The organism is Novosphingobium clariflavum (assembly GCF_026420865.1).
GTDB lineage: Bacteria > Pseudomonadota > Alphaproteobacteria > Sphingomonadales > Sphingomonadaceae > Novosphingobium > Novosphingobium clariflavum.
Genome location: NZ_JAPCWC010000029.1, coordinates 1 through 25089, shown reverse-complemented (window position 1 = coordinate 25089; position 25089 = coordinate 1). Strand labels below are relative to the sequence as shown.

Genomic DNA, 25089 nt, shown 5'->3' with positions numbered 1-25089 from the left:
GGCCAAAGTCGGGCTCCGTTGAAAATCAGTGGCCGGAGACGAAGAGCGCGTCACCCTCCGCCTCGCGGCCATAGCGCGGCAGCAGCATCAGCAGCAGCGCGCCTGCCAGCAGCGCTGCCCCCACACCGACCAGCGCCGGGCGATAGGAGTGGCGCGCGTCGAACACCAGGTCGAGCAGGATCGGCGTCGTTCCCTGCGCGGCGATCACCGCCGAATACATGGCGCCGATCACCGATCCGAAATGCCGCGTGCCGAAGTAGCGGGCAATGAAATAGGGCAGCGCCCCGAACTGGCCGCCAAGCCCGATGCCGAGCAGCGCCCCGCCGACAAGCAGCAGCGGCGTCCCCTGCGCGGTTTCCAGCAGCACGAGGCCGGCCACCGCCATCAGGTACATCGGCACCGCCACGCGCGGGGTCTGGATCGCGTCCATGATGCGGCCCGTGGCGATCTGCCAGCCGGACGTGACAAGCGCGAAGACACTGACCACCGCAGTGCCGGTCGTCACCGAAAAGCCCCGGTCGGAGAGGATCGGCACGACATGGCTGAATACCGCCGTGGTGCCGCCCGCCCCTGCCGCCAGCGCGATCAGCACCAGCCAGAACATCGGCGTCTGCGCCGCTTCACCCAAGGTCATGCCCTCGCGCTCGGCCGCCGCTTGCCCGCCCGCAACGCAGGCCCGATCGCGCAGCAGCAGAACCAGCAGCGGCAGCGCAATCACCAGCATGAAGGCACTGATGCCCAGGTATCCCGCGCGCCAGCCCCATGCCTGCACCAGCACCGCGGCCAGCACCGGCAGCACCACCGAGCCGATGCCGCAACCGCCCCCGGCACTGATGCCAAGGGCGGTGCCGCGATTCTCGTCGAACCAGTCGGCGATCACTTTCTGGAAGATCGGCGTGCCCGCCATCGCCCCGAACACCGCCAGCACGGTGAAGGTCGCATAGAACTGCAGCAGGCTGCCGCCGTTGAGCGCCAGCGCCGCGATCGAAAGCGCCAGCCCGAAAATGCCGACCAGCAGCGTCTTTCGCGCCCCGGCCTTGTCCACATAGCGGCCGATCAGCGGATAAGTCACCGCGCCGACCAGCGCGAGAATGCCCAGCACGCCCGAAACACTCGCACGGTTCCAGCCGAACGCCTCGGTCAGCGGCACCAGGAACAGCCCGAAGACGGCATGGACGGCCGGCGTCACGCTCACCGAATTGCCCAGCGTGCAGGCAAACAGCACGCCGCCTTTAGATCCGCGCGGGGGAGTGGTCACGGTCATGGGCGGCAACTCCTGTTGGGGGGGGGAACTATCGGATCAGGCGCTTTCGCCGGTGGGCCAGGCCTGCACGACCGCATCGGTCCTGGTCAGCAGCACGCAGTTCTTCTCCATCGCCGAGAGCGCGCTTTCGTGCAGCCCCGGCTCGTAGGCGGCGCTGGCGTCGGAGACGACAAACACGTCGTAATCGTGATGGAAGGCGGAACGTGCCGTCTGGTCCACGCAGCAATCGGTGGAGAGGCCGCAGATCACCAGCGTCCGGATGCCGCGGGCGCGCAATTGCGCGTCGAAATCGGTGCCATGGAAGCTGTCGTAGAGCAGCTTGGCGATCTCGATATCGCCCGCCTCCGGGAAGATCCGGTAGTAATCGGCGCCGCCGTCCGCGACGCGGCAGATCGCCTCGCCCCCCGGCTGCCCCCGCCGGACCATCAGGGTCTTGAGCGCGCGCGAGTCGGTTTCGGGGCGGGTGACGACGCGCATCAGCGCCACCGTGGCCCCGGCGCCGCGCGCCGCCGCCACCAGCCTCTCGCACTTGTCGATCGCCGCTGCGGCGGGCGAGAGATCGACCCCGTAGCGCCCGAGCAGCCCGTGCGGCGCGGCAAAATCGACCTGGATGTCGACCACCACCAGCGCGGTCGTCGCGGGATCGATCATGCCTGCCAGCGCGGCGGCATCGACGTGCGGCAGATCCTCGGCGCGCAGCGGCATCGGCTCAGCCCTCCACCGCGGCGGCAACCTTGTCCGGGAAGCGCGCGCGCAGGGCCGGCAGGATCTCCGCGCCGAAGATCGGCAGGCTCTTGATGTAATCGTCGAAGATCAGCATCAGCCCGTCGGTGCCGGAGGCTTCGAGCAGGTCGCCGACCTGATCGGTCACGCTCCTCGCGCTGCCGACGATCTGGGCCGACATGAACGAGGAGCGTGCCTTGCGGGTGAAGTCGTTCTCCTTGCCGATCTCGGCGTCCAGGAAACCATAGGCGCGCATCATGCCCGCCAGCGCGCCTTCGTCGAGGCCGTCGGCATAGTGCTGCGCGGTCGCCTTCGCGGCATCGTCGCTCTCGCCGATCACCAGCGTCATCATCGAATAGGTGCGGATGTTGCGGCCATATTCGGCCGCGATGGCCTTGGCGCGGTCGCTGTTCTTCGCAAGTTCGGCCCCGGTGCCGCCCGAAAGGAAGATCGCGTCCATTTCCTCGGACGTCAGGCGCATGCCGATCTCGGACGATCCGGCGCAGACGAGGAACGGGCGGCTCTCCGGCTTGGGCCAGGATTCGCAATCGTCCAGCGTCACGTAGTCGCCGTGCATGGTAACGGATTCGTCGCTCCACAGCGCCTTCACCGCGCGCACCCATTCGTAGGCGAGGTCGTAGCGCTGGTCGTGATTCACGTCCTCGGGCCAGGCGCCCATCTGCGCGAACTCGCCCTTGTAGGAACCGGTCACGACATTGAGGCCGGCACGGCCGCCGCTCACCTGCTGCAGCGTCGCCAGCATCTTGGCGGCCACCGCCGGGTTCTGCAGCAGCGTGTGCAGCGTGGTGACGATGCGGGTCTTCTTCGTCACTTCGGACAGCGCCGCCATCAGCACGATCGGATCGAGCGAGGAATCCCAGTGCCGGGTCTCGCCGCCATAGCCGCGGAACTTCGACATCGACATGATGAAGTCCATGCCCGCCTGCTCGGCCAGCAGCGCGCACTGGCGGTTGTAGGCGTAGGAGCCGTCCAGCTCCGGCTTGTTCTTCGACAGGATCCAGCCGCCGTTGGCGACCGGCAGGAACAGACCAAGGTCCTTGCCGCCATTGTCGGAGGGAAGGCCAAAGGGTGTCAGCGGATGCGGGTTCATCTCAGTCCTCTGCAAATTCTTGTTCGGTGCTGTCCTGGGATCAGCCTAGGGCAACGCCCGCCCGGTTCTTGATCGGCGGCGCATGTTCTGTTGCCGCCCCCGATAGCAGGTCGGCCACCGCCGCGCGCATCGGCATCGACGGCGCCGCGCCTTGCCCCAATGTGCAGAGCGCCGCTGCCGCGCTGGCCCAGGGCAGCGCTTCGGCAAGGCTGCGCCCCTCGTCAAGCAGCGCGGCCAGCGCCCCGCAGAAACTGTCCCCCGCGCCGACGGTATCGACCGGGATCACCGGCACCGCGGGGACGTGGATGTCCCAGTGCTTCTTCACCGCCACCGAGCCCCGCGCGCCGAGCGTGACGACCACCGCCTGATCCTCGTGCCGGATCAGGCTGCGCGCCTCGCGCACTACGGCGGGCAAGGCATCGACCGGACCGCAGCAGGCAAAGGCGGCGAGTTCGGTCTGGTTGACCACCAGCACATCGACATGATCGAGCAGAACGTCCGCCGCCAGCACGGCAGGCGCGGCGTTGAGGATGCGGATGCACTTCGAATTGCGGAACACCGGCAAGAGCGCGCCCACCGGCACTTCCAGCTGGGCCAGCAGCACGCCCTCGTTCACCGGCCCCGGCGGGGTCAGCCGTGCATTGGCGCCGGAGACGACGACGATCTGGTTCTCCCCTTCCGCATCGACGGCGATATAGGCGGTGCCCGTCTCCACCCCTTCCAGTGCGACGACGCCGGACACCGCGATCCCGTCGCGCGCCAGCCTCTCACGCATCCAGCGCCCGGCATCGTCGTTGCCCACGGCGCCGACCATCCGTGTCTGCGCCCCCATCCGCGCGGCGGCGACCGCCTGGTTGGCGCCCTTTCCGCCCGGCAGCCGCGCCGTGGCCTTGGCCATGACCGTCTCGCCCGGCAGCGGCAGATGATCGAGCGAGGTGATGATATCGAGGTTGATCGAACCGACGATGTGAACTGCCAAGTGTGCCGCTCCGCTATTCTGTAACGGCCCCTTTCCGGGACCAGCTTCTGCAAGTGCAACATCGGGTGCAGCATGGCGCGTCGGGCGGGGTCAAGCCTGTGCTGGCCTCATGCGTCCCCGCACAATAATTGCGGGGTCCAGCGCCAAGAGACTTCGCGCGCGTGCGATCTACCTTTGCCGCATACTTTACGCTTTGGCCTTTCGGGAGACACGCGAATTATGACCACCTGGCTCATCACCGGCATCGGCGGCGGCCTTGGCCGCGCGCTGGCCGAAGCCGCGCTCGCGCGCGGAGACACCGTCGTCGGCACCACCCGCAAGGCACGCGATCCGCAGTTCGAGGCGCTCGCCCCCGGCCGCGCCCATGCGCTCTGCGTCGACCTTACCGACGAAGCCTCGGTCAAGGCCGCCGTCGACCGGGCGGAAGAGATCACCGGCGGCATCGACCGGCTGGTCAACAATGCCGGCTACGGCCTGATCGGCGCAATCGAGGAAGTCTCGATCGAGGAAGCCAAGGCGCTGTTCGACGTCAACCTGTTCGCCCCGCTGCGCATGCTGCGCGCACTGCTGCCTTATATGCGCGCGCGCCGCGCCGGGCATGTCGTCAACATCACCTCGGTCAGCGGTCATGCGCCCTGGGCGGGCACCGCGCTCTACGGCGCCAGCAAATACGCGATGGAGTGCATCGGCCAGACGCTGGCGCAGGAAGTGGCGCCGATGAACATCCGCGTCACCAATGTCGCGCCCGGTGGCTTCCGCACCGGGTTTGCCGCCGCAGGCCTGAAGATCGCGGAAGCCGACATCGCCGATTACGAGGACGGCGCCCACTTCGCCCGCCGCAGCCTCACCGAAGGCGCGGGCAAGGAAAAGGGCGATCCCGCGCGCGGCGCCGCCGCGATCCTCACCGCGCTCGATGCCGCCGAGCCGCCGCTGCACCTCTTCCTCGGCGAGGACGCGCTGCATTACGCGGGCGATCAACTGGCCTTCGTGGGCGAACAGATGCGCGCGTGGGAGGCGCTGTCGCTCTCCACCGCCTTCGAACCGGCCTGATGCACAGGACCGAGCTGCCGGACTGGGCGGTCGAGCGGGGACGGGGGTACAACGACTTCCCCTCGCTCGATCCCCTCCGCACTGCGCTGGTGGTGATCGACATGCAGGCCGCATTCGTGGGCGAGGGCGAAGTCTTCGGCAATGCCCATGCCCGTGACGCCATTGCGCCGTGCAACGCCCTTGCCGCAGCGATGCGGCAGGCGGGCGGCACGGTGATCTGGATGCGGCAAACCACCAGCGACGAACCGCCGCTGGCCATGCCGCTCTGGCAGTACGACCGCTCCGATCCGTTCGTGGCGCGTGCCATCGCGGCGCTGCGGCAAGGGGAAGCTTCGCACGACCTCGACCCGGCGATGGCGCGCGCGACCGGGGATCTGGTGCTCGACAAGTACCGCTACAGTGCCTTTTCCTGTCCAAAGCAGGCACTGGAAAAGGCACTGCGGAATCTGCCCGTGGAGACACTGCTGCTGACCGGCACGCTCACCAATGTCTGCGTGGAATCCACCGCGCGCGAGGCGAACATGCGCAGCTGGAAAGTGATCGTCGTCAGCGACGCCTGCGCGGCAGCGACGGACGAGGAGCACAATGCCGCGCTGATGAACCTGCGGCTGAACTTCGCCGATGTGCGCGGTTCGGCTGAGGTGCTGGAAATGCTCTCGGAAGCCGTGACCGTTTAGGTCCGATCCCGTAACCAAAACACCCCGTCGCCCCACGAAGGCTGTGACGACGGGGTGTTTTGTCTCTTAGGGAGCCGTTTTAGCCCCCACCCCTCAGCTCATCAGGCGCGGCACCGAGACCGAGAACACGTCGAAATGCGCGTCGGGATGCTCTTCCTGCCCGTCGCGCGGGGCCTGGCGGACCTGCACGACGCCGTTCTTGCCGAAGCCGTCGACCACCGGACGGCCGGCATCGCGGCTCAGCCAGAGGCGCAGCAGGTGGCGCTTGCGCTGCGGCTCCGGCCAGTCCCAGAAGGTGGTGCGGGCGTGCAGCGCGGCGTAGTTTGACAGCCACTGGATGTCGCCGGGGCGGAAATCCATCTCGATGGCCATGCCCTCCTCGTACGTGATCGTGTCGAAGAGTTCGAGCACCTCGATCTGCTCGGGGCTGAGCTTGGGCACGCCCTCGTATTCCTGCGCGGTGAGGATATAGAGCGAGCCCGCGTACATCGAGAACACCCCGTCCACGAGGCTGACGATCGGCGAGGTATAGGTATCGGCCGGGGCATTGTGATCCTGCCGGCGCCAGTCCCAGTGGAACGGCTCCAGCAGCAGCGGCGCCAGATCGGGGCGGCGGCGCAGGATCTCGTTGTAGATCTCCGCGCCCGAGACGAGGCACGAGAGCCCGCCCTCCTTGGCCGGGCGCAGGCACATCAGCGCCACGATGTCCGAGCTGTCCGAGTGGTAGACCAGCTTGTCGCGCACCTTGGAGGACAGCGCGGTGGGATCGTCCATGGTCTTGTCGCTGGTGGCGTAGACGTGGTCGATCAGGTCGCCCATCTCGTTCTGGCGGATCGGATCGCCCATGTGCAGGCCGAGGATGTAGTAGATCGCGTTCGACAGCGCGTCCGAATAGAGCTGCGTGCGCAGGCCGCGCACCAGCACGAAACCGCGCCCGTAATCAACGTCGGCGCCCCATTCCTTCACCGCCTCGGCGCAGGCGACCAGCGGATACTCCTCGGCCGCGACGGTGCGCAGGTCCGGGTTCTCGGCCAGGAAGCGGGTGCCCAGCGTCTCCAGTTCGGCGACCTGTTCGTCCGAGAGCATGTAGATCCACTCGTCGCTCCCGGCGAGCCGGTCCCCGCGCCAGGCGGCAGCGGTGGTGACGGGCGGGAATGCCTCGGCAGTCGTGGGGGCCGAGGGGGAGGCGGAACTGGCCATGCTATCGGGTCCTTTTGCGCAGCATTCTTCGATGCCCCTGTCTAGGCCGCGATCGGCGGGGCGACTTGTCGCCCCATGTCCGAAAGTTTTCCGCGCGACGTACCGTACCGCCAGCCCGCCCCCAATCCTGAGCCCGAGCCCGAGCCCAAGCCCAAGCCCAAGCCCAAGCCCAAGCCCAAGCCCAAGCCCAAGCCCAAGCAAAGCGCGCCGGTGTTTTTTCGAAAAGACCACCGCGAACAGAAGAAAAACCCGATTGTACTGGCCCTCCACGCCGAATTGCCGATAGTATCGGCGCCATCGGGACCTCTTTTTGCGCCGGAGTTCACATGAGATCTATCAAGACGATTTTCATGCGCGGCAATGCCGGATCCTGGGGCGCTTCCGCCCCCATCGCCATCGCGCTTGCCGCCATGCTCGCCTCGGCCGGTTGCACCAGCCCCGCGCGCCGCGCCGAGCCTGCTGCCGTGCCCGCGCCTGCGCCAGGCGCCGCCGAACTGGCGGGCAGCAGCTGGCGGCTCGTCGCCTTCCAGTCGATGGATGACAGCCAGGGCACCACAAAACCCGGCGAAGGCCGCGACTACACGCTCGATTTCGGCAGCGACGGCATGATCGCGATGCAGCTCGACTGCAATCGCGGACGGGCGACATGGCGCGCGGTGCCCGGTGCCGAGGGCCGATCCGGCCAGCTCGCAATCGGCCCGGGCATGACCACCCGCGCGTTCTGCCCCCAGCCCGACATCGGCCCGATGCTCGCCGCCCGGCTTGCCGACGTCACCAGCTACACCCTGAAGGAGGGACATCTGTTCCTGGCGCTCAAGATGGACGGCGGCATCTTCGAATTCGCGCCGCGCTGATCGCATGCAGGCGCCGCACCGGCGGCGCTCCGGCGGCGCTCCGGCGATTTTGCGGTTGAGCGACAGGCCCGGCAGCGGCAAGACAGAGCGATGATCGCCTTCTGCCGCCGCCATGGCGCCCTGCTCCCCATCCTGTTGGCTTTCTGGTTGCTTGCCGGCGGCAGCGCGGTGCGGGCCGCCGCGCCGCACCTGCCCGGCATCGGCCTGCTGGCGCCCGAAAAACCCGCCGAGCAGGCTACCAAGGCCCCTTCGGCGGATCCTGCCACCGATCCTGCCACGGGCCAGGCTGCAGACTTGCCGCCCGACCGGCTGACGCCGGCCCGCGCCGCGCAAGTCGATCCCGCCACCCTCGCCCGCTTCAACGCCGATGCCGCCGAAGCCCAGGCCGTGCTGCGCACGCCTTCCGGCAGCTACGACTACGAGCGTGTCCACGGCCTCAACAAGCTGCGCGACCGCCTTGCCGCCGACCGCGATCTTGCCCGCACGATCGCCGACCGCAGCAACCTGGAAGCGCGCATCATCCAGGCGCAGATGGCCGCGCTGGGCGAGGTTCCCGCCGAGGGCAAGAGCGAGCCTTCGGCCATCACCGCCCGCCGCAAGGCGCTCGACGCCCGGCTTTCGGTGGTGCTCTCCCCCGTGCTCGATGCGCGCGAGGCCCAGGCCCGGGCCACCACGCTGGTCTCCGAACTGGACGAGCGGATCGCCGGCATCGAACGCGGCCGCCGCTCCGAACGGACCCGCTCCGCGCTCGATCCGCGCGCCTGGATCGCGGTCGCGGGCGATGTCCGCCGCGGCCTCGACATCGCCGCGCACAGCGGCACGGCGGGCATCGCGCAGGACGGCGCCGGCGGTTTCGCGCTGCGGCTGCTGGCCGTGGCCGGGCTGGTCCTGCTGGGCCCCTACGCCTCGATCCGCCTGCTGCAAACGCTCCACCGCCTCTTCGTGAAACGGCGGGTCGCCGCCCGCCAGGCGGCGCGGCGGCTGGTGCTCATCGTCGTCGAGGACTTCGTGGCCGCGCTGCTGCTGTTCTTTGCGATCGGCTGCTCGGTGGCCGCCTTTGCCGTGCTGATGCGCCCGTTCCTCGGCACCGAAGTGCTGCTCACGCTCAGCATGCTGCTGCTGGTCGCCGCGCTGATGGTGGCGATGGCGCAGCTCCTCGCCAAGAGCACCCTGCAATCGCCGTTCCCCGAATTGCGGCTGGTGCGCCTGCGTCCCGAAGTGGTGGGCAAGGCGGTCTCCACGGTGCGCGTGATCGGCGTCTTCCTTGCACTCGTCGCCGTGCTCGAAGGCATCGAGGACGACGGCTACATGACCATCGGCGCGATCGACCTTGCCTCGGCCCTGTTGCTGGTCGGCGGCAGCCTGTTCGTCTGGCGCCTCGCCACGCTGATCGACAAGGGGCGCGAGGACGATGGCGCCAAGGCCGCGCCGTCGCTTCCCCAGCACGGCCGCGCCAAGCCCGACCAGCTCGAATTCGCGGCCCCCTTCAGCCGCATCCTCAAGCTGCTCGCCATCGGCAGCACCGGCGCCGCGCTGATCGGCTACATCGTGCTGGCACGCGAGATCTTCTCGGACCTCGTCGTCTCGGTGGCGGTGATCGCCGTCGCCATCTATCTCCACCGCCTGGTCGCCCTGATCGTCGGCCTGCTGGCCGAAGGGGGGCTCAAGCACTACCGCACCAGCATCCACTTCGTGCCGATGCTGGCCGGGATCGTGCTGACGCTGGGCGCGGTGCCGCTGCTGGCGGTGACCTGGGGCTACAACAGCCGCGAGATCGGCGATGCCATCGTCATGCTGCGCACCGGCGTCAGCTTCGGCAACGTCAACATCTCGGCGGGCGACCTGCTGACGTTCGCCTTCGTGTTTCTGGCCGGCTACATCGCCACCAAGTGGATCCAGCGGATCATCAACCTGACGATCCTGCCCCAGTTCGAGATCGACCGCGGCTCGCAGGCCTCGATCGTGACGATGATCGGGTATGTCGGCATCGTCGCTTCGGCGGCCATCGCCATCTCCAGCACCGGTCTCGACCTCACCAGCCTCGCCTTCATTGCCACCGCGCTGTCGGTCGGGCTCGGCTTCGGCCTGCAATCGACGGTCGAGAACTTCACCAGCGGCATGATCCTGCTGGTCGAACGCCCGATCCGCGAGGGGGACTGGATCGAGGTGGGCACGTTATCGGGCATCGTGCGCAAGGTCTCGGTCCGCTCGACCCACCTCGAGAGCTTCGACCGCCACCAGATCATCATCCCGAACTCGCAGCTGATCACCGGCAGCGTGAAGAACCTCAGCCTGGGCGAGCGGCTTGCCCGCGTGGTGGTGCCGGTCGGCGTCGCCTACGGCAGCGACCTCGAACACGTGCGCGAGGTGCTGATCGCGATCGGCAAGGCGCAGGACGGCGTGCTGGCCTGGCCCGAGCCCAACGTCACGCTCGACGCCTTTGCCGACAGTTCCGTCAACATGCGCCTGCTCGTCTTCATCCACGACGCGACCGACGGCGTGGGGGTTGCCTCGAAGATCCGCTTCGAGATCGCCCGCCGTTTTGCCGAGGAGGGCATCGAGATCCCCTTCCCGCAAATGGAAGTGCGCCTGCACGCCGACACGGGCGGCAGTGGCGGCAACGGGGGCAACGGCGGCAACGGGGAGGCCTGAACGGCCGCCCCGATCCTCGCCTCCCTGCCTCCTCGCCGCCCGGCGTTTAATCCCCTGCGACGGTCATCCCGTCGACCCGCAGCGTCGGCACGTTGATCGCGCGGTCGCGCTCAAGGTCGCTGGCAGGCGTCAGCGCCGCGAACATCGCCAGCAGGTTGCCGGCAACCGTGAAGCCCGCCACCGGCCCGGCAATCCTGCCGCCGACGATGCGCAGGCCCGAGGCGCCCCGGCTGTAGTCGCCGGTGACGCCATTGACGCCCTGCCCGATCAGTTCGGTGACGTAGACGCCATCGGCAATGTCGGCGATCAGCGCGTCGACCGAAAGCGTGCCCGGCAGCAGGTCGAGATTGCCGACCGAGATCCCCGGCGCGCCGTTGCCGCCGCGCGCGGCATGGCCGCTCGGCTCCAGCCCGAGCTGGCGGGCCGAGGCGCTTTCGAGCAGCCAGCCGGTGACCCGCCCCTGCTCGACAAGATTGCGCGGGCTCGTCGCCAGCCCCTCGCCGTCGAACGGGCGCGAGCGCAGGCCGCGCAGGCGCAGCGGGTCTTCGGCGATGGTGATGCCGGAATCGAACAGCTGCTCGCCCAGCCGGTCGAGCAGGAAACTGGAACGCCGCGCGATCGCCCCGCCCGACATCGCGCCCATCAGATGGCCGACCAGCGAGCCGCCGACGCGCGGATCGAACACCACCGGCATCGGCCCGCTGCGCATGGTGCCGGGTTCGAGCCGGGCCACCGCGCGCTCGCCGCCGATGGTGCCGATGGACGCGGCCGAGGGCAGATCGGCAAGGTGGTGCGCGCTGCGCCACTCGCCATCGCGCTGCTTGCCCGAACCCTCGCCCGCGACCACCGAGACGCTGACCGAGCGGCTGGTCGAACCGTAAGCCCCGGCAAACCCGTGGCTGGTGGCCAGCGCCGCCACGCCGCCCCCCGCACTGCCGGTGGCGCCGTCCGAATTGGTCACCCCGGCCACGGCCCGCGCGGCATCCTCGGCCTCTTCGGCGAGCGCGCGCAGGGCCTGGGGATCGGGCTCATGGCTGTCGATCAGGTCGAGGTCGCGCCAGGGCCCGCGCGACAGGCGCTCTTGCGGCGCCAGCCCGGCATAGGCATCCTCGGGCGCGCTGCGGGCCATGGCGAAAGCCCGCTGCGCCAGTTCGTCGAGCGCCTGCTCCGACAAGTCGCTGGAGCCGATGCTGGCCGAGCGGCGCCCCACGAACAGACGCAGCGAGATATGCTCGCTTTCCGAACGCTCGACGTCTTCCAGCTTGCCGAGACGCACCTGGATCGCTTCAGAGGAACTTGCCCCATAGACCGCGTCGGCGGCGTCGGCACCGGCGCGGCGCGCCCGCTCGACAAGCTGCTGGGCGCGGTCAAGCGCTTCTGCGGGGCTGAGCATAGGGCGTCACTTCTCCATTCGCACCGCATGCCGGCAGGGCACGCGAGATCGCCGCTGACCTAGGCGGCGTGAACGAATTCCGCAACGCCACGGTTGCCCGGCGGATGGTCGCGTCTTGGCGTCCTGGCGGCCCCTCAGGCCCGGTGGGTCAGTGAACGATCAGCGCGAGGCCCTTGAACACGCCGGTAAGCGCAAAGGGCAGGCCGATCGCCAGCGCCCAGAGCATGGCCCTGTCGCGGCGGTAGAGCGGCGCGAATGCGGGATCGTGGGCCTCTGCGTCGCTCAGCCGGTTCCAGCGGCGCTCGAACCGGCGGCAGGCGGGAATGATCGCGCCGACGAGGATCACCAGCGCCAGATAGGGCAGCAGCGATTCGCCGCCGGCCTTGAGCGCGCCCACCGTGACAAAGATCTGCAGGGCGGTGTAGGCCAGCAGGGCATAGGCGATGTGATCGCTCATCCGGCGGCGCCAGTCGCGGCTCGGCTTTTCGCGGTGCCCTTCGCTGTGTCCTTCCCGGTGCCCTTCCCCGCGCCCCTCCCGGTACTTTGCCGCCGCTGTCGTCGGCACCCGTTTGTCGGCGACACCGCCGATCCTGTCCGAAATTCCTGGCTGTCCGTCGGTTCTGGCCATGGCGCCGACCTTCCTGTTCTCGAGTGCGACCCTTGCTCGATCTCCTGCGGTCACTAGATCACGCAGCGCATCAATGATCAAGCCGATGCGGCTGATGGCGTAACTTTATTGCAACGCAGCAAGCGCCGCCACTTTGCCGTCCTTACCGGGAAACGCGGCCCCGGCCAGTCGGTTGCGCGGGTTTGCCGGTGGTCTGCCCGGCGATCAGGCGGGCCCGAAGGGAAATGGCCGCTTGCGGTGGCAAGAAGGGCTGCGTAAACGACGGGGAAGATGACCGAAACGAGCGAACGCATGCAGGATACCTCGGCCGCCCCCTCGGCAGTTGCCGCCAATCTGGCGCAAAATGGCGGGCTGGAGGTCATCTCGATCGCCAAAAGCTACGACAAGCGCGCCGTGCTGACCGACATTTCCCTGTCGGTCGCCAAGGGCGAAGTGCTGGGCCTGCTCGGCCCCAACGGCGCCGGCAAGACCACCTGCTTCTATTCGATCATGGGTCTCGTCCGCCCCGATTCGGGCCGCATCCTGATGGACGGCGTCGACGTCACCCGCCTGCCGATGTACCGCCGCGCGATCCTCGGCCTCGGCTACCTGCCCCAGGAAACCTCGATCTTCCGCGGCATGACGGTGGAGCAGAACATCGGCGCGGTGCTCGAACTCAACGAGCCCAACCGCGACATCCGCGCCACCGAACTGGAACGCCTGCTCGACGAATTCGGCCTCACCCGCCTGCGCTCCAGCCCGGCGATGGCACTTTCGGGCGGTGAACGCCGCCGCTGCGAAATCGCCCGCGCGCTGGCCGCCAAGCCTTCGATCATGCTCCTCGACGAGCCCTTCGCCGGCATCGACCCGCTGTCCATCGCCGACATCCGCGATCTCGTGCGCGACCTCAAGACCCGCGGCATCGGCGTGCTGATCACCGACCACAACGTGCGCGAGACGCTCGACATCGTCGATCGCGCCTGCATCATCTACGGCGGGCAGGTGCTGTTCGCCGGCAGCCCCGAGGCGCTGGTCGCGGACGAGAACGTCCGCCGCCTCTACCTTGGCGAAGGCTTCACCCTGTGACGGGACTGCCCCCCGTCACGCCATATCTCGCCGTGAGGGGGCTCGACGGCGGGCATGGGGCGAAGCACACGAGGCAGCCCCCTTCGGGACGCTGAGCCATGGTGCTGGGGCCCAGGCTGGATCTGCGGCAAAGCCAGTCGCTGGTCATGACCCCGCAGCTCCAGCAGGCGATCAAGCTGCTGGCGCTCTCCAATCTCGAGATCGAGACCTTCATCGGCGAGACGCTGGAAGGCAATCCGCTGCTCGATCTGGGCGCCCCCGCTGGCGGCCCCGCTGGCGGAATCGACGAACGCGGGGAAGGCCCGGCCGAGCCGCCGCGCCTGACATCGCCGGAAACCTCGGCGGTCGACCGGCTGATCGGCGAAGGCCGCGGCGGCGAGGATCGCCCGCTCGATCATGAAGTCCATGCCGGCGAGCGCGAACGCGATACCGGCGATGGCAGCGAAGCCGCCGCGCGCGACGGTCCCCAGCCCGACTGGAGCGGCGAGATCCGCCTCTCCGGCAGCGGCGGCGAGGACGGTCCCGACATCGAGCGGCACGGCAGCGGCGGGGTCTCGCTGGTCGAACATCTCGAAGCCCAGCTCGGCGCCGCCACTGGGGATGTCCTGCTGGCCGGCATCGCCCGCTACCTGATCGGCCTGCTCGACGAGGCGGGCTACCTGCCGGTCACACTGGGCGACGTCGCGCTCGATCTCGGCATCGGGATCCCCGAGGCCGAAGCGGCGCTGGCGGTCGTGCAGTCGCTCGATCCCACCGGGGTCGGCGCCCGGACGCTCGGCGAATGCATCGCGCTGCAGGCAAAGGAGGCGGACCGCCTCGACCCTTGCATGGCCCGGCTGATCGACAACCTCGACCTCGTCGCGCGCGGCGACCTGCCGCGCCTCAAGCGCCTCTGCGCCGTCGACGACGAGGACATGGCCGACATGCTGGCCGAACTGCGCGGCTACGATCCCAAGCCGGGGCTGCGCTTCGGCGCAGAACCCGGCGGCGCGGTGGTGCCGGACATCCTGATCACGGCCGCCACGACCAGGCCAGAGGACGGCGCCGACCTGCCGCCGGGCTGGGACATCGCGCTCAACGAGGCGACATTGCCGCGCCTGATCGTCAATCGCGGCTACTTCCTGGAACTGCGCGGCAATTGCACCGACAAGGCCTCGCGCGCCTGGCTTTCGGACAAGCTGGCCGACGCCAACTGGCTGATCAAGGCGCTCGACCAGCGGCAGAAGACCATCCTCAAGGTCGCCGCCGAACTGGTGCGCCAGCAGGACGGCTTCTTCCGCCACGGCGTCTCGCACCTGAAGCCGCTGACCCTGCGCACCGTGGCCGAGGCGATCGGCATGCACGAATCGACCGTCAGCCGCGTCACCTCGAACAAGTACCTCAACTGCCCGCGCGGGACGTACGAGCTGAAGTACTTCTTCACCTCGGGCGTGGCGGCGGCAGGCGGCGAAGGCGGCGCTTCGGCCGAAGCCGTGAAAGCGGCGATCCGCCAGCTCATCGACGCCGAGGATCCCAAGGCGATTCTCTCCGACGATACCCTGGTCGACCTGCTCAAGGGCAAGGGTTTCGAACTCGCGCGCCGCACCGTGGCCAAGTACCGCGAGGCCATCGGACTGGGCAGCTCCGTACAACGCCGTAGACAGAAAGCAATTGCTGCGGCGCGGTAAGAAGTAAGCATGGCGATAGTCAGCTAACTGAGATAAATACTTGTAATGCTCAGCATTTTTCCGTTTGCATAAATCGAAATCGTGATAGCTTCATCCGTGAAGTGCCCCCTGTCCGCGACCAGCCGTGGATTTTGCACCACGCAACCGGATCTCTCTCGCGGTCAAGAGCACGCAGATGGAGAGAATGCCGATGTCCTATGCCGATCGGAATTCCAGTTCCAACCAGAAAGTCCTGACGGGCGGCGTCGTGGCGCTGATCCAGGTCGGCGCCGTGCTGGCCCTGATCAACGGCCTTGCCGTCACCATGCTCAAGCCAGTGCCGGGACCGCGGCTGGAGGGAGAGCAGATCCGGCTGACACCCCCGCCCCCGCTGCCCGAGGAAAAGCCGATCCCGCAGCCGGAAACGCGCCAGATCCAGGACACCGTCCTCACCGCGCCCAAGCCGGACATCAAGGTTCCCGCAAGCAGCGATTTCACCGTTTCCGACCGGTCCGAAGGCCCGGTCTCCACCGCCACCGGCTCCGCCCAGGGCGATGTGATCGCCCAGCCCGGCCCCACGCCCTCGCCGTCGCCACGCTTCCAGCCGATCGGCGCGATGCCGCGGGGCAACCCCGGCAACTGGGTCTCGACCCAGGACTATCCCTCCGCTGACCTGCGCGCCGAACACCAGGGCCTGGTGCGCTTCCGGCTCGACATCGATGCACGCGGCCGGGTCGGCCAGTGCACGATCGTCACCTCCAGCGGGTATTCGGGCCTCGACGAGGCCACCTGCAAGAACGTGAGCAGGCGCGCCCGGTTCGAGCCCGCCACCGATGCCGACGGCCTGACGGTCGGCGGCTCCTACATGGGGACGATCCGTTGGGTCATCCCGCGGGACTGATCTTCTTCCCCCGGAGATCATCCCGCCCGGAGCGGCGCTAATCCGCACCACCGGTGTCGCTCCGGCACATCCAGGACCGCCCCGGCCCATGTCTTTGACAGACGGCCGGGCCCCGGTCCGTGGCCCCGCCCCTGGCGTTCCCCAACGCAGGGGCGGGGATACACGCAGAACTCCGGATACCCCGCTTCGCGCTTCGCAAACCCTGTTCGCCTAGGTCTCGATGGCAATCGAAACGAGGCAGGCAAGCAGGCAGGCAGGCATGATCCCCAGGACCTTCCACTTCATCTGGGTGGGCGACGAGAGCCGCCGCCCCGACAACTGCATCGACACCTGGCGCGCCGCGCACCCGGACTGGCAATTCCGTCTCTGGGGCAATGCCGAGCTTGAGGCGCGCGGCTGGATCAACGCGCGCCATATCGCCGAAATGCGCCAGCGTGAGTGGAACGGCGTGGCCGACATGATGCGCTGGGAAATCCTCCAGGAACACGGCGGCATCGTGTTCGATGCGGACAGCATCTGCACCCGCCCCTTGCCGGACGACATGCTCGACTGCGAGGCTTTCGCCTGCTGGGAAAGCGAGATCGCCCGCCCCGGCCTGATCGCCGCCGGCTACTTCGGCTGCACGGCAGGCAATGGTTTCGTGCAGCAGATCATCGACGATATCGCCGCCAGCCCCTCGGTGGTCGGCGAGATGGCGTGGAAGACGGTCGGCCCGCAGCGCCTGACCGACTGCTACCGCAAGTTCGCCTATACCCCCTTGCGCATCTACCCCAGCCACTACTTCATCCCGCGCCACTTCACCGGGGTGACTTATGAGGGCAGCGATCCGGTCTACGCGCACCAGCTCTGGGGCTCGACCAGCCAGTCCTACGACCGCATCCACAAGGCGGATGTCCGCGCAGTGAGCGCGGGAAGCGCTGGGAGCGCGGGAAGCGCGCCTGGCGCAGCCCCGCCCCCAATGTCCGAACCAGCGCCTGAACCGGTCGCCGCGTCAGCCTCGCCCCTCGAACAGATCCACGCGCCCTACTTCCTCCAGCGCGTGCCGGTCAGCAGCGAACTGGCGGGCCTGCCGCGCATGGACGTGTTCGCCAGCCTGCTCGCCGGACAGCGGGTGCTGCATGTCGGCTGCGCGGACTGGCCGATCACCGATCCGCGCACCTCGCTCCATGTCCGGCTGGAGGAGCACTGCGCCCATCTCGACGGCGTCGATCCCCACGGCGAGGCGCTGGAGCAGCTACGCCCTTACGTGACAGGCGAACTCTACACCGATCTGGCACAGGCACGCGGGCGCTACGACGTGGTGCTGGTGCCCGAAGTGATGGAGCACGTGCCCGACGTCGCCGGGTTCCTCGCCCAGATCGAGGCGGTGGATGCAGGCCTGTTCCTCATCACCGTGCCCGACGCCTTCCAGTGCCGCGCCCGCCACTTCGACTACCGCGCCGAGACGGAGACGTTCCTCGAAGGCGTCCACCCCGATCACAACGTCTGGTACACGCCCTATACTTTCGCCAATACCTTGCGGAAGTACAGCAATCTGGAACTGCAACGGATGTGGTTCTTCAACCGCATTTCGCTGCTGGCGCTGCTGAGCAAACCGGCACTGGCGCAGGCGGCTTAGGCGGCGTGGATGGCGCCGATAAGCTGTGTGAGCGGCGGATTTGCGCCCTTGTCGGTCGTTCCATGCCTGATTCTACGGGGCAGAGATCCGACGTTTTGCATGGCCTGAGAGCGGATACTCTAAGTTTTTGAGCAGAATCACTTTTGGCGATTTTCTGATGCTTTTTCAAACCTCGAAGCGTGCATTAATGCGTTCGCTAGGCGGCGTGGACAAATTCCGCATCGCCACGGCTGGAGGCAAAAGCCGTCAATTCCAGAAGGTGAGGCGCAGGAGTATGTCGATACTTCTAGCCGAGCCGACGCCGAAGGGGCGGCTTTTGCCTCCAGCCCCGGAGGGGTTGCCCTGCAAGCGGCGCCAGCAGCGTTGCTCCGCCTTGAAAGAAGCCCGCTCTTCCTGCGGCTTCGCGCCTTGCTGGCGCCGCTTGCAGGGCAACCGTGGCGATGCGGAATTTGTCCACGCCGCCTAGGCTATCAGGGCCCAACCGGCCCGATGGAACAACACGTTATGAACGGCATGATACGCTTAGGGATTATCGTGCTCAGCGTATGTTGCACGGCAGCTTTGTCTTGGGCTGCAAGCGGCTTGGCCATGTCAACGGCACGCTGGATAGCGGAACATCCCGGAAGCTCCATGGTCATAAGATTCCTCCCGGCGTTTGTTTTGCCTAGCGTTGCTATCGTCCACTATCGCCGCCGCAGAAACACCCAAAACGTAGAATGACGCGTATTTGCAGCGCATTCGCTCGGACCACTTTTAGGACAATAATAGGCTTTTGAGCCACATCCGAATGGCGGTGTTCCTCCGTTCGCATACCCAAAGGCGACATTCCGCAACTGGGACGATGCTGCCATCCTGCGCGCCTCTTACGGAACGGCCAATCCTGGGTACCTCGGACATGATCGCAACCGGCCGCTGGTATGTAATCGTGAACCTGCTAGGCAGCGTGGCATGACCAACACCCACAAGCTTTCCGGTATCGTCGAGGTCGACGGGGTTCAATATGAATGGGAGTTGCGGAGCGAGCCGCGCTGGAGCGAGTTCGAAGGCTGGAAAGGCATGACCGTCAGCTTGCTGCGCAAAAACACCCAGCGCGGCGCCTTGCTCGAATTCCCGGCACCAAAGCGCCTGATGAAAGGCTTGCCGCGTGGCCGGCTCCAGATCGGCGATGCGGTTGTGATCAGGGGCATTCAGGCAGCACTGAACGCCGGTTGGGAGCCTGACTCGCGGGGTAAGCCGATGGTTTTCGTGGTCGATGCCGAAGGCAACTAGAATCAAATAAATGCTAGTGGTTCGAGACGATTCTGACATTTGAGCGCGCCCTGTCCGATAGGGTACCAAATGTCGGAATCGAACCACTAGGTCGTAAACTCATAAACGGCACCATCGAGGCGCCCAAATGGCGAACAGATCGGGCCGAAGTTGTCGCCGGGCGGGCTGGTTGCCCGTCCAAGGCAGCTTCGGATCGAGATGGAAGCCATTTGGGCGCCCCTTCGGGGTTTGACCAAAATGGCCCAGCGCTGCGTCGGGAAGTCTTGAAATATCGACATATTCCATCGCCTTCCCTCCTGTCGCTGAGCCATTTTGCCTCAAACCTCGATGGTGCCGTTTATGAGTTTACGACCTAGCCATCAGCCAAAGCGCGACCGCGGCAGCGGCTCTTTCACTCGTTCAACCATTCGCTTGAAATTTCGCCCCGATGCCCTTCTGGAGCCAGCGCGGCGCGCAGGGCTTCCAGCAGGGGCGGCAAAGCCTGGGTGAAGGCGTAAGGCGGGTTGACGATAAACAGGCCCGCGCCGTTATAGATGCCGGGCTGATCGGCATCGTAGAGCCAGTGCTCGATGCTCAGAAATTTCGGGATGCCGAGGCCGCGCAACTTGTGCTTCCAGTGCGCGTGCGTTGGGCGCTCCTTCAGCGGAAACCAGATCACCGTCACGCCATGCGCCCACTTGCGGTGAGCCGCAGCGAGAGTGGCCGTGATGCGGGCGCGCTCGTCCTGCTGTTCGTACGGCGGGTCGACCACAACGACGCCGCGAGACGTTCGCGGCGGCACCATCGCCAGCCAAAGCTCATAGGCGTCGCGCTGATGCACGGCGGCTGGCGTGTCGCGCATCGCTTTACGCAGGGCGCGGGCGTCCTCGGGGTGCTTTTCGTTGAGAACCAGGAAATCCTGCGGGCGCAGAAGCTGGGCCAGAACCCGCGGCGAGCCGGGGTAGAGCTTCGGCTCGGCGCCGACATTCACCGCCTCTACGGCGGCGCGATAGGGGTTCAGCAAGGGGTTCGGGTCGGCAAGGGCCTGCAGGACGCCTTGCATCGCCTCGCCGGTGCGCTGGGCTTCCGTGCCCTCAAGGTCATACAGCCCGCAGCCCGCGTGGGTGTCGATCAGCGTCAGCGCGCCCTGCTTGTTTTGCAGGGCCTGCACCAGGGAGATCAGGAGACTGTGCTTCACGACATCGGCGCTGTTGCCAGCATGAAAGGAATGTCGATAATTCATTGCGATTTAAACCCCGACGATCTGCCTTTATGCAAGCCTCCAGGCGCGAAAAAGCCGCGCACCTGCCTGTTCAAGCAACCAATCCGGGGCCCCTACAACTGCGGGCATAAACCTTCAAATCACTTCTGCGCGAAGCGCCATGCTCCCGTTTGGGATCGCCAGCAGAGGTGATGAAACCAGGGGCCAGCTCCGTGAAAATGATCGAGGCAGCGCCTGCTAGGCGGCGTGGACACATTCCGCATCGCCACGGCTGGAGGGGTTGCCCTGCGAACCTGCTCCGAACCGGAAAGTCGCCCTCCGGCCCAAACTGTCCGCTTTGGCGCCCCTTGTTGACGTTCGAGCGTCATCCAGACGAACGCGAAAGCGGACAGTCCAGAACAGCCTGTCATCACCGTCCCGGAGTGTCGTCAGCAGCGACTGTCGGGAACCCAAGGCGCCGCCCAATAGCCTGAATTGCGGCCCGGCTAGAGCAGCAATCCGAGATACTTCGCCCTTTTCCCTGATCGCTTCAGGGTTAATCCCGATGTCTACGGAAAAAGGCTCGGCCTAGTCTCCTGCGGCAAGATTCCTGCAGGAGAGCTTTATGTCAAAGAACGATAAGACGCTCACGGGTGCCCCATCCGGCACACCACACGTCCTTCCGCGCCCAGACTGGACCTTTCCTGGCGATGTGGGTCGCACGCAGGCCGATTCCGATCCGGCGCAGTTCCCTCAGCCGATCGCCGCGCCCGAGGGGGCGCCGAACGTCGTCCTGCTCTTGATCGACGATTGCGGCTTCGGACAGTTCGGCACATTCGGCGGCGGCATTCCTTCGCCGACGATGGACAAGCTCGCCTCGCAGGGCCTGCGGTTCAACCGCTTCCACACCACCTCGCTGTGCAGCCCGACGCGCGCGGCGCTGATCACCGGGCGCAACCACCATTCGGCCTCGTTCGCCGGCATCACCGAGATCGCCACCGGCTATGACGGCTATACCTGCGTGCTCCCCAAGAGCTGCGGCACCATCGGCGAGGTCCTGCGCCAGAACGGCTACATGACCGCCTGGATCGGCAAGAACCACAATACCCCGCCCTGGGACACCAGCCTCGCAGGCCCGTTCGACCGCTGGGCCAATGGCCTGGGCTTCGACTATTTCTACGGGTTCAACGCGGGCGACATGCACCACTGGAACCCGATCCTCTGGGAAAACCGCAACCTCGTTCCCAAGTCGCCCGATCCCGACTACCACCTCACCACCGACATCGCCGACAAGGCGATCAACTGGGTGCACCAGGTGAAGAGCATCGCGCCCCAGCGCCCCTATTTCCTCTATGTCGCCACCGGCGCCACCCATGCCCCGCACCATGCCTCCGAGGAATGGATCTCGAAGTTCAAGGGCCAGTTCGACGAGGGCTGGGACAAGTACCGCGAAGTCACGCTCGAGCGTCAGAAGAAGCTCGGCGTGGTGCCCCAGGACACCCAGCTCACCGAGCGCTCGAAGGGGCTGCCTTCGTGGGATTCGCTCAATGCCGACCAGAAGCGCCTCTATTCGCGCATGATGGAAGTGTTCGCCGGCTACGGCGCCCAGTGCGACTACGAGCTGGGCCGCGTGGTCGATGCCTGCAAGGCGCTGCCCGGCGGCGAGAACACGATCTTCATCTACATCGCCGGCGACAACGGCTCGAGCGCCGAGGGCGGGCTTGAAGGCTCGCTGTGCGAAAACCTCTTCTTCAACGGCATCACGGAGAAGTGGGAAGACAACATCAAGGTCATCGACGAGCTGGGCGGGCCGAAGCACTTCAACCACTTCCCCGCCAGCTGGGCCCACGCGATGAACGCGCCGTTCCAGTGGACCAAGCAGGTCGCCTCGCACTTCGGCGGCACCCGCAACCCGATGATCATCTCGTGGGAAGCGGGGATCAAGGACAAGGGAGGCCTGCGCGAGCAGTTCCTTCACACCATCGACCTCGTGCCCACGCTCTACGAACTGTGCGGCATCACCGCCCCGCGCGAGCTGAACGGCATTCCGCAAAAGCCCATCGAGGGGATCAGCTTCGCCGCCGCGCTGCAGGACGCCAAGGCGCCCGAGACGCGCAAGACGCAGTATTTCGAACTCGGCTGCAACCGCGGTCTCTATCACGATGGCTGGATGGCGTCCTCGCCTTCGTTCGTGCCGTGGGAAGCCAATCGCGGCGAGTGGGATCCGGACAAGGCCCCCTGGGAGCTCTACAACATCGAGGAGGACTTCTCGCAGGCCAACGACCTTGCCGACAAGTACCCCGAGAAGCTGCGCCAGATGCAGGACATGTGGTGGGTCGAAGCGGCCAAGTACAACGTGCTCCCGCTCGACTGGCGCGCCACCGAGCGCTTCAACTCCGAGGCGATGGGCCGCCCCAGCCTGGTGCGCGGACGCGACGAGCTGACCTACTACCCGGGCAACATCGCGGTGCCCGATGCCTGCTCGCCGCCGATGCTCAACAAGTCGTGGACGATCACCGCCGACATCGAGATCCCCGAGGGCGACCCCGTCGAGGGCATGGTCGTCACCCATGGCGGCATCGAGGGCGGCTACGGCCTGTACCTGCGCGCAGGCAAGCCGGTGTTCGTCTACAACTTCCTCTCGCTCGATCGCCCGACCTTCGAGGCGAGCGAGGCGCTGCCGGTCGGCAAGCACGAGCTGGTCGTCGACTTCAAGTATGACGGCGGCGGCGTCGGCAAGGGCGGCCAGGTGACGGTGAAGGCCAACGGCAAGACCATCGCCGAGGGCCGCCTCGAACGCACCGTCCCGGCGCAGTTCTCGCTGGGCGAAGGGCTCGACGTGGGCATGGACGTGGGCACCCCCATCGACTTCACCTACGAACTGCCCTTCCTGTTCACCGGCAAGATCGAGAAGGTCCACTTCAAGCTGGGCAAGACCGACACCGGAGAGCCTGCCGCGAAGGAACCGGCATAAGCCCAAAGGCCGCGAGGACAGCTTCGTAATCGCGGCCTTTTGAACAAACGCACCTGACGGTCGACGACGCAATTTCCGGCCGATCGACCGACAGGTGTTCGTTGCCTGCGGGGACCTGACAGTGTCCTGCCCAGAAATCCCATGCGGGCGAAATCCGGAAGCAGGCGGTCCGCACTCGGGGATTTCAAATCGGCACTGGAATGACCGCAATGCATTTCCGACCGCTATCCGGGACGACTGCCCGTCAGCTTGCCCCCACAGGTTGTTCGCACCCCGTCTCGAACGGTTGCGACGGCCACCGGTAGAATACTCGATGTTTGGGGCTCGCTCGGGATTGCAGCCTCCCACTCGGCGCAGCACACAGGGAAAGGACCACCGTCATGTCGCAGAAAAAGCCCAACATCCTTGTCATCTTCGGTGACGACATCGGATATTCGAACATCAGTTGCTTCGGCGGCGACATCATGGGGGTGCCGACGCCGAACATCGACCGGATCGCCACCGAAGGCATCAAGCTCACCTCCTTCTATGCGCAGCCATCCTGCACGGCCGGTCGCGCCGCCTTCATCACCGGCCAGATGCCCGCCCGCACCGGGCTCACCACCGTCGGCTGCGCCGGCGCTCCGCAGGGCATGTCCGACAAGGACCCGACGATTGCCCAGATCCTCAAGATGCATGGCTATGCCACCGCCCAGTTCGGCAAGAACCATCTGGGTGACCGCGAGGAACACCTGCCGCACCGCCACGGTTTCGACGAGTTCTACGGCAACCTCTATCACCTCAATGCGAACGAGGATCCCGAAGATCCCGACCGGCCGCAAACGGAGGAATTCGAGAAGGCGTGGAACGTGCGCGGCGTGATCTCGGGTACTGCCGACGGCCCGACCAAGGACGAGGGCGCGCTGACGACCGAGCGCATGAAGACTTTCGACGATGAGATCGTCGCCAAGTCGAGCGAGTTCATGGAGCGTCAGGTCAAGGCCGAAACGCCCTTCTTCGTGTGGCATTGCGCCACCCGCATGCATGTGTTCACCCACCTGGTCGACGAGCACAAGGGCGTCTCGCGCGCATCCGAGCAGGACGTCTATGGAGACGGTCTGGCCGAACACGATGGCCATGTCGGCCAGCTTCTCGCCAAGCTCGATGAACTGGGCATCGCCGAGGATACCATCGTCGTCTACGCCACCGACAACGGCGCCTACCAGTACATGTGGCCGGAAGGCGGCACCTCGCCGTTCCGCGGCGACAAGGGCACGACCTGGGAAGGCGGCGTGCGCGTGCCTTGCGTCATCCGCTATCCCGGCAAGATTCCGGCCGGGCAGGTAAGCGCCGAAATCGTCTCCATGGAAGACTTCTTCATGACCTTCGCGGCGCTCGTGGGCATGCCCGACATCGACAAGAAGCTGAAGGAAGGCGTCGAGTACAAGGGCAAGACGTACAAGGTGCATCTCGACGGCTACGACCAGACGGCGCTGTTCACCGGCAAGGGACCGTCGGCGCGCAAGCACTATTTCTACTATGACGAAACGACCCTCACCGCCGTTCGCTACGGGCCGTGGAAGGTGACGATCGCGGCAAAGATGGAAGGCAAGTGGGACAATCCGCTCGTCCACCTGGGCCGCCCGTGGGTCACCAACATCCTGATGGACCCGTATGAACGCCAGTGGGGCGACGTCAACCGCAGGATGGCCGAACACAAGGGCTGGGTGCTGCTGCCGATCGTCGATTTCATGACCAAGCACGTGATGACGTTCAAGGACTTCCCGCCCCGGCAGGAGGCGATGTCGGCCGATTTCTCGAAGCTGATCGAGAAGTTCAAGGAAAACGCGGCACAGGACTGATCCCGGGCTTTGCCCTGAGAGGGAGATTGCGAGAGGCTGCTTGAATGATGCCCTGAGCGGCGCT

The 25089-nt window shown here is 66.6% G+C and carries 21 protein-coding genes; 12 read left to right on the top strand and 9 right to left on the bottom strand.

Annotated features, from left to right (window positions below; genetic code table 11):
• Positions 1-25 precede the first annotated feature (25 nt).
• The 4 genes from OKA11_RS21080 to OKA11_RS21065 are packed head-to-tail and all read right to left on the bottom strand — an operon-like array spanning position 26 to position 4077.
• Positions 26-1264, bottom strand: a complete 1239-nt coding sequence (locus tag OKA11_RS21080) for an MFS transporter (RefSeq protein ID WP_267223960.1) — start codon at positions 1262-1264, stop codon at positions 26-28.
• Between the two features lie 36 nt (positions 1265-1300).
• The gene (locus tag OKA11_RS21075; RefSeq protein WP_267223957.1) at positions 1301-1969 is read right to left on the bottom strand and encodes a cysteine hydrolase family protein; all 669 of its coding nucleotides are present in this window, start codon (positions 1967-1969) and stop codon (positions 1301-1303) included.
• A 4-nt stretch (positions 1970-1973) separates the two neighbouring features.
• On the bottom strand, positions 1974-3098 hold the full coding sequence (locus tag OKA11_RS21070; RefSeq protein WP_267223955.1) for an LLM class flavin-dependent oxidoreductase: 1125 nt from the start codon (positions 3096-3098) through the stop codon (positions 1974-1976).
• 40 nt (positions 3099-3138) lie between these two features.
• Positions 3139-4077 (bottom strand): ribokinase, encoded by a 939-nt coding sequence (locus OKA11_RS21065; RefSeq protein ID WP_267223953.1) that lies wholly within the window; start codon positions 4075-4077, stop codon positions 3139-3141.
• A gap of 219 nt (positions 4078-4296) precedes the next feature.
• On the opposite strand from OKA11_RS21065, the gene OKA11_RS21060 reads away from it, so the two are divergent.
• Positions 4297-5127, top strand: a complete 831-nt coding sequence (locus OKA11_RS21060) for an oxidoreductase (protein ID WP_267223951.1) — start codon at positions 4297-4299, stop codon at positions 5125-5127.
• Positions 5127-5804 (top strand): cysteine hydrolase, encoded by a 678-nt coding sequence (locus tag OKA11_RS21055; protein ID WP_267223949.1) that lies wholly within the window; start codon positions 5127-5129, stop codon positions 5802-5804. The genes OKA11_RS21060 and OKA11_RS21055 overlap by 1 nt, the downstream gene beginning before the upstream one ends.
• 93 nt (positions 5805-5897) lie before the next feature.
• Here the strand turns inward: OKA11_RS21055 and OKA11_RS21050 are convergent, their stop codons facing one another.
• Positions 5898-7004 (bottom strand): TauD/TfdA family dioxygenase, encoded by a 1107-nt coding sequence (locus OKA11_RS21050; protein WP_267223947.1) that lies wholly within the window; start codon positions 7002-7004, stop codon positions 5898-5900.
• A 75-nt stretch (positions 7005-7079) separates the two neighbouring features.
• On the opposite strand from OKA11_RS21050, the gene OKA11_RS21045 reads away from it, so the two are divergent.
• From OKA11_RS21045 to OKA11_RS21035, 3 genes are all read left to right on the top strand, one after another.
• Entirely contained in the window at positions 7080-7334 is a 255-nt protein-coding gene (locus OKA11_RS21045) for a hypothetical protein (RefSeq protein WP_267223945.1), read from the top strand.
• Positions 7331-7858, top strand: a complete 528-nt coding sequence (locus OKA11_RS21040; protein ID WP_267223942.1) for an META domain-containing protein — start codon at positions 7331-7333, stop codon at positions 7856-7858. The genes OKA11_RS21045 and OKA11_RS21040 overlap by 4 nt, the downstream gene beginning before the upstream one ends.
• A 90-nt stretch (positions 7859-7948) precedes the next feature.
• The gene (locus tag OKA11_RS21035; protein WP_267223940.1) at positions 7949-10510 is read left to right on the top strand and encodes a mechanosensitive ion channel family protein; all 2562 of its coding nucleotides are present in this window, start codon (positions 7949-7951) and stop codon (positions 10508-10510) included.
• Between the two features lie 46 nt (positions 10511-10556).
• Here the strand turns inward: OKA11_RS21035 and OKA11_RS21030 are convergent, their stop codons facing one another.
• Together OKA11_RS21030 and OKA11_RS21025 are read right to left on the bottom strand one after the other, a co-directional pair.
• Positions 10557-11903 (bottom strand): TldD/PmbA family protein, encoded by a 1347-nt coding sequence (locus tag OKA11_RS21030; RefSeq protein ID WP_267223938.1) that lies wholly within the window; start codon positions 11901-11903, stop codon positions 10557-10559.
• A gap of 148 nt (positions 11904-12051) precedes the next feature.
• Positions 12052-12531, bottom strand: a complete 480-nt coding sequence (locus OKA11_RS21025; protein ID WP_267223936.1) for a hypothetical protein — start codon at positions 12529-12531, stop codon at positions 12052-12054.
• Between the two features lie 291 nt (positions 12532-12822).
• On the opposite strand from OKA11_RS21025, the gene lptB reads away from it, so the two are divergent.
• From lptB to OKA11_RS21000, 5 genes are all read left to right on the top strand, one after another.
• Positions 12823-13596: an LPS export ABC transporter ATP-binding protein gene (gene lptB, locus OKA11_RS21020; RefSeq protein WP_242526374.1), complete on the top strand. Its 774-nt coding sequence runs from the start codon at positions 12823-12825 to the stop codon at positions 13594-13596.
• Positions 13597-13694: 98 nt separating this feature from the next.
• Positions 13695-15263: an RNA polymerase factor sigma-54 gene (rpoN, locus tag OKA11_RS21015; protein WP_267223934.1), complete on the top strand. Its 1569-nt coding sequence runs from the start codon at positions 13695-13697 to the stop codon at positions 15261-15263.
• 190 nt (positions 15264-15453) lie between these two features.
• Complete coding sequence (locus OKA11_RS21010) at positions 15454-16143, top strand: energy transducer TonB (protein WP_267223932.1); 690 nt, start codon at positions 15454-15456, stop codon at positions 16141-16143.
• 259 nt (positions 16144-16402) lie between these two features.
• Complete coding sequence (locus OKA11_RS21005; protein ID WP_267223930.1) at positions 16403-17761, top strand: glycosyltransferase; 1359 nt, start codon at positions 16403-16405, stop codon at positions 17759-17761.
• Positions 17762-18709: 948 nt separating this feature from the next.
• On the top strand, positions 18710-19030 hold the full coding sequence (locus OKA11_RS21000; protein WP_267223928.1) for a hypothetical protein: 321 nt from the start codon (positions 18710-18712) through the stop codon (positions 19028-19030).
• Positions 19031-19129: 99 nt separating this feature from the next.
• On the opposite strand, the gene OKA11_RS20995 is transcribed toward OKA11_RS21000, so the two are convergent.
• Positions 19130-19315 (bottom strand): hypothetical protein, encoded by a 186-nt coding sequence (locus tag OKA11_RS20995; RefSeq protein WP_267223926.1) that lies wholly within the window; start codon positions 19313-19315, stop codon positions 19130-19132.
• A gap of 106 nt (positions 19316-19421) precedes the next feature.
• Positions 19422-20252: a 23S rRNA (adenine(2030)-N(6))-methyltransferase RlmJ gene (locus OKA11_RS20990; RefSeq protein WP_267223924.1), complete on the bottom strand. Its 831-nt coding sequence runs from the start codon at positions 20250-20252 to the stop codon at positions 19422-19424.
• Between the two features lie 670 nt (positions 20253-20922).
• Between OKA11_RS20990 and OKA11_RS20985 the strand changes: the two genes are divergently transcribed.
• Both OKA11_RS20985 and OKA11_RS20980 read left to right on the top strand, forming a co-directional pair.
• On the top strand, positions 20923-23184 hold the full coding sequence (locus OKA11_RS20985) for an arylsulfatase (RefSeq protein ID WP_267223922.1): 2262 nt from the start codon (positions 20923-20925) through the stop codon (positions 23182-23184).
• Positions 23185-23564: 380 nt separating this feature from the next.
• Positions 23565-25025 carry an arylsulfatase gene (locus OKA11_RS20980; protein WP_267223920.1) on the top strand — a complete coding sequence of 487 codons (1461 nt, stop codon included), beginning with the start codon at positions 23565-23567 and terminating at the stop codon, positions 25023-25025.
• Positions 25026-25089 lie beyond the last annotated feature (64 nt).

Bases quoted from the DNA above. Each gene is read 5' to 3' on its own strand.
- OKA11_RS21080 (WP_267223960.1), bottom strand. From the start codon at position 1,264: ATGACCGTGACCACTCCCCCGCGCGGATCTAAAGGCGGCGTGCTGTTT.
- OKA11_RS21075 (WP_267223957.1), bottom strand. From the start codon at position 1,969: ATGCCGCTGCGCGCCGAGGATCTGCCGCACGTCGATGCCGCCGCGCTG.
- OKA11_RS21070 (WP_267223955.1), bottom strand. From the start codon at position 3,098: ATGAACCCGCATCCGCTGACACCCTTTGGCCTTCCCTCCGACAATGGC.
- OKA11_RS21060 (WP_267223951.1), top strand. From the start codon at position 4,297: ATGACCACCTGGCTCATCACCGGCATCGGCGGCGGCCTTGGCCGCGCG.
- OKA11_RS21055 (WP_267223949.1), top strand. From the start codon at position 5,127: ATGCACAGGACCGAGCTGCCGGACTGGGCGGTCGAGCGGGGACGGGGG.
- OKA11_RS21050 (WP_267223947.1), bottom strand. From the start codon at position 7,004: ATGGCCAGTTCCGCCTCCCCCTCGGCCCCCACGACTGCCGAGGCATTC.
- OKA11_RS21045 (WP_267223945.1), top strand. From the start codon at position 7,080: ATGTCCGAAAGTTTTCCGCGCGACGTACCGTACCGCCAGCCCGCCCCC.
- OKA11_RS21040 (WP_267223942.1), top strand. From the start codon at position 7,331: ATGAGATCTATCAAGACGATTTTCATGCGCGGCAATGCCGGATCCTGG.
- OKA11_RS21035 (WP_267223940.1), top strand. From the start codon at position 7,949: ATGATCGCCTTCTGCCGCCGCCATGGCGCCCTGCTCCCCATCCTGTTG.
- OKA11_RS21030 (WP_267223938.1), bottom strand. From the start codon at position 11,903: ATGCTCAGCCCCGCAGAAGCGCTTGACCGCGCCCAGCAGCTTGTCGAG.
- OKA11_RS21025 (WP_267223936.1), bottom strand. From the start codon at position 12,531: ATGGCCAGAACCGACGGACAGCCAGGAATTTCGGACAGGATCGGCGGT.
- lptB (WP_242526374.1), top strand. From the start codon at position 12,823: ATGCAGGATACCTCGGCCGCCCCCTCGGCAGTTGCCGCCAATCTGGCG.
- rpoN (WP_267223934.1), top strand. From the start codon at position 13,695: ATGGTGCTGGGGCCCAGGCTGGATCTGCGGCAAAGCCAGTCGCTGGTC.
- OKA11_RS21010 (WP_267223932.1), top strand. From the start codon at position 15,454: ATGTCCTATGCCGATCGGAATTCCAGTTCCAACCAGAAAGTCCTGACG.
- OKA11_RS21005 (WP_267223930.1), top strand. From the start codon at position 16,403: ATGATCCCCAGGACCTTCCACTTCATCTGGGTGGGCGACGAGAGCCGC.
- OKA11_RS21000 (WP_267223928.1), top strand. From the start codon at position 18,710: ATGACCAACACCCACAAGCTTTCCGGTATCGTCGAGGTCGACGGGGTT.
- OKA11_RS20995 (WP_267223926.1), bottom strand. From the start codon at position 19,315: ATGGAATATGTCGATATTTCAAGACTTCCCGACGCAGCGCTGGGCCAT.
- OKA11_RS20990 (WP_267223924.1), bottom strand. From the start codon at position 20,252: ATGAATTATCGACATTCCTTTCATGCTGGCAACAGCGCCGATGTCGTG.
- OKA11_RS20980 (WP_267223920.1), top strand. From the start codon at position 23,565: ATGTCGCAGAAAAAGCCCAACATCCTTGTCATCTTCGGTGACGACATC.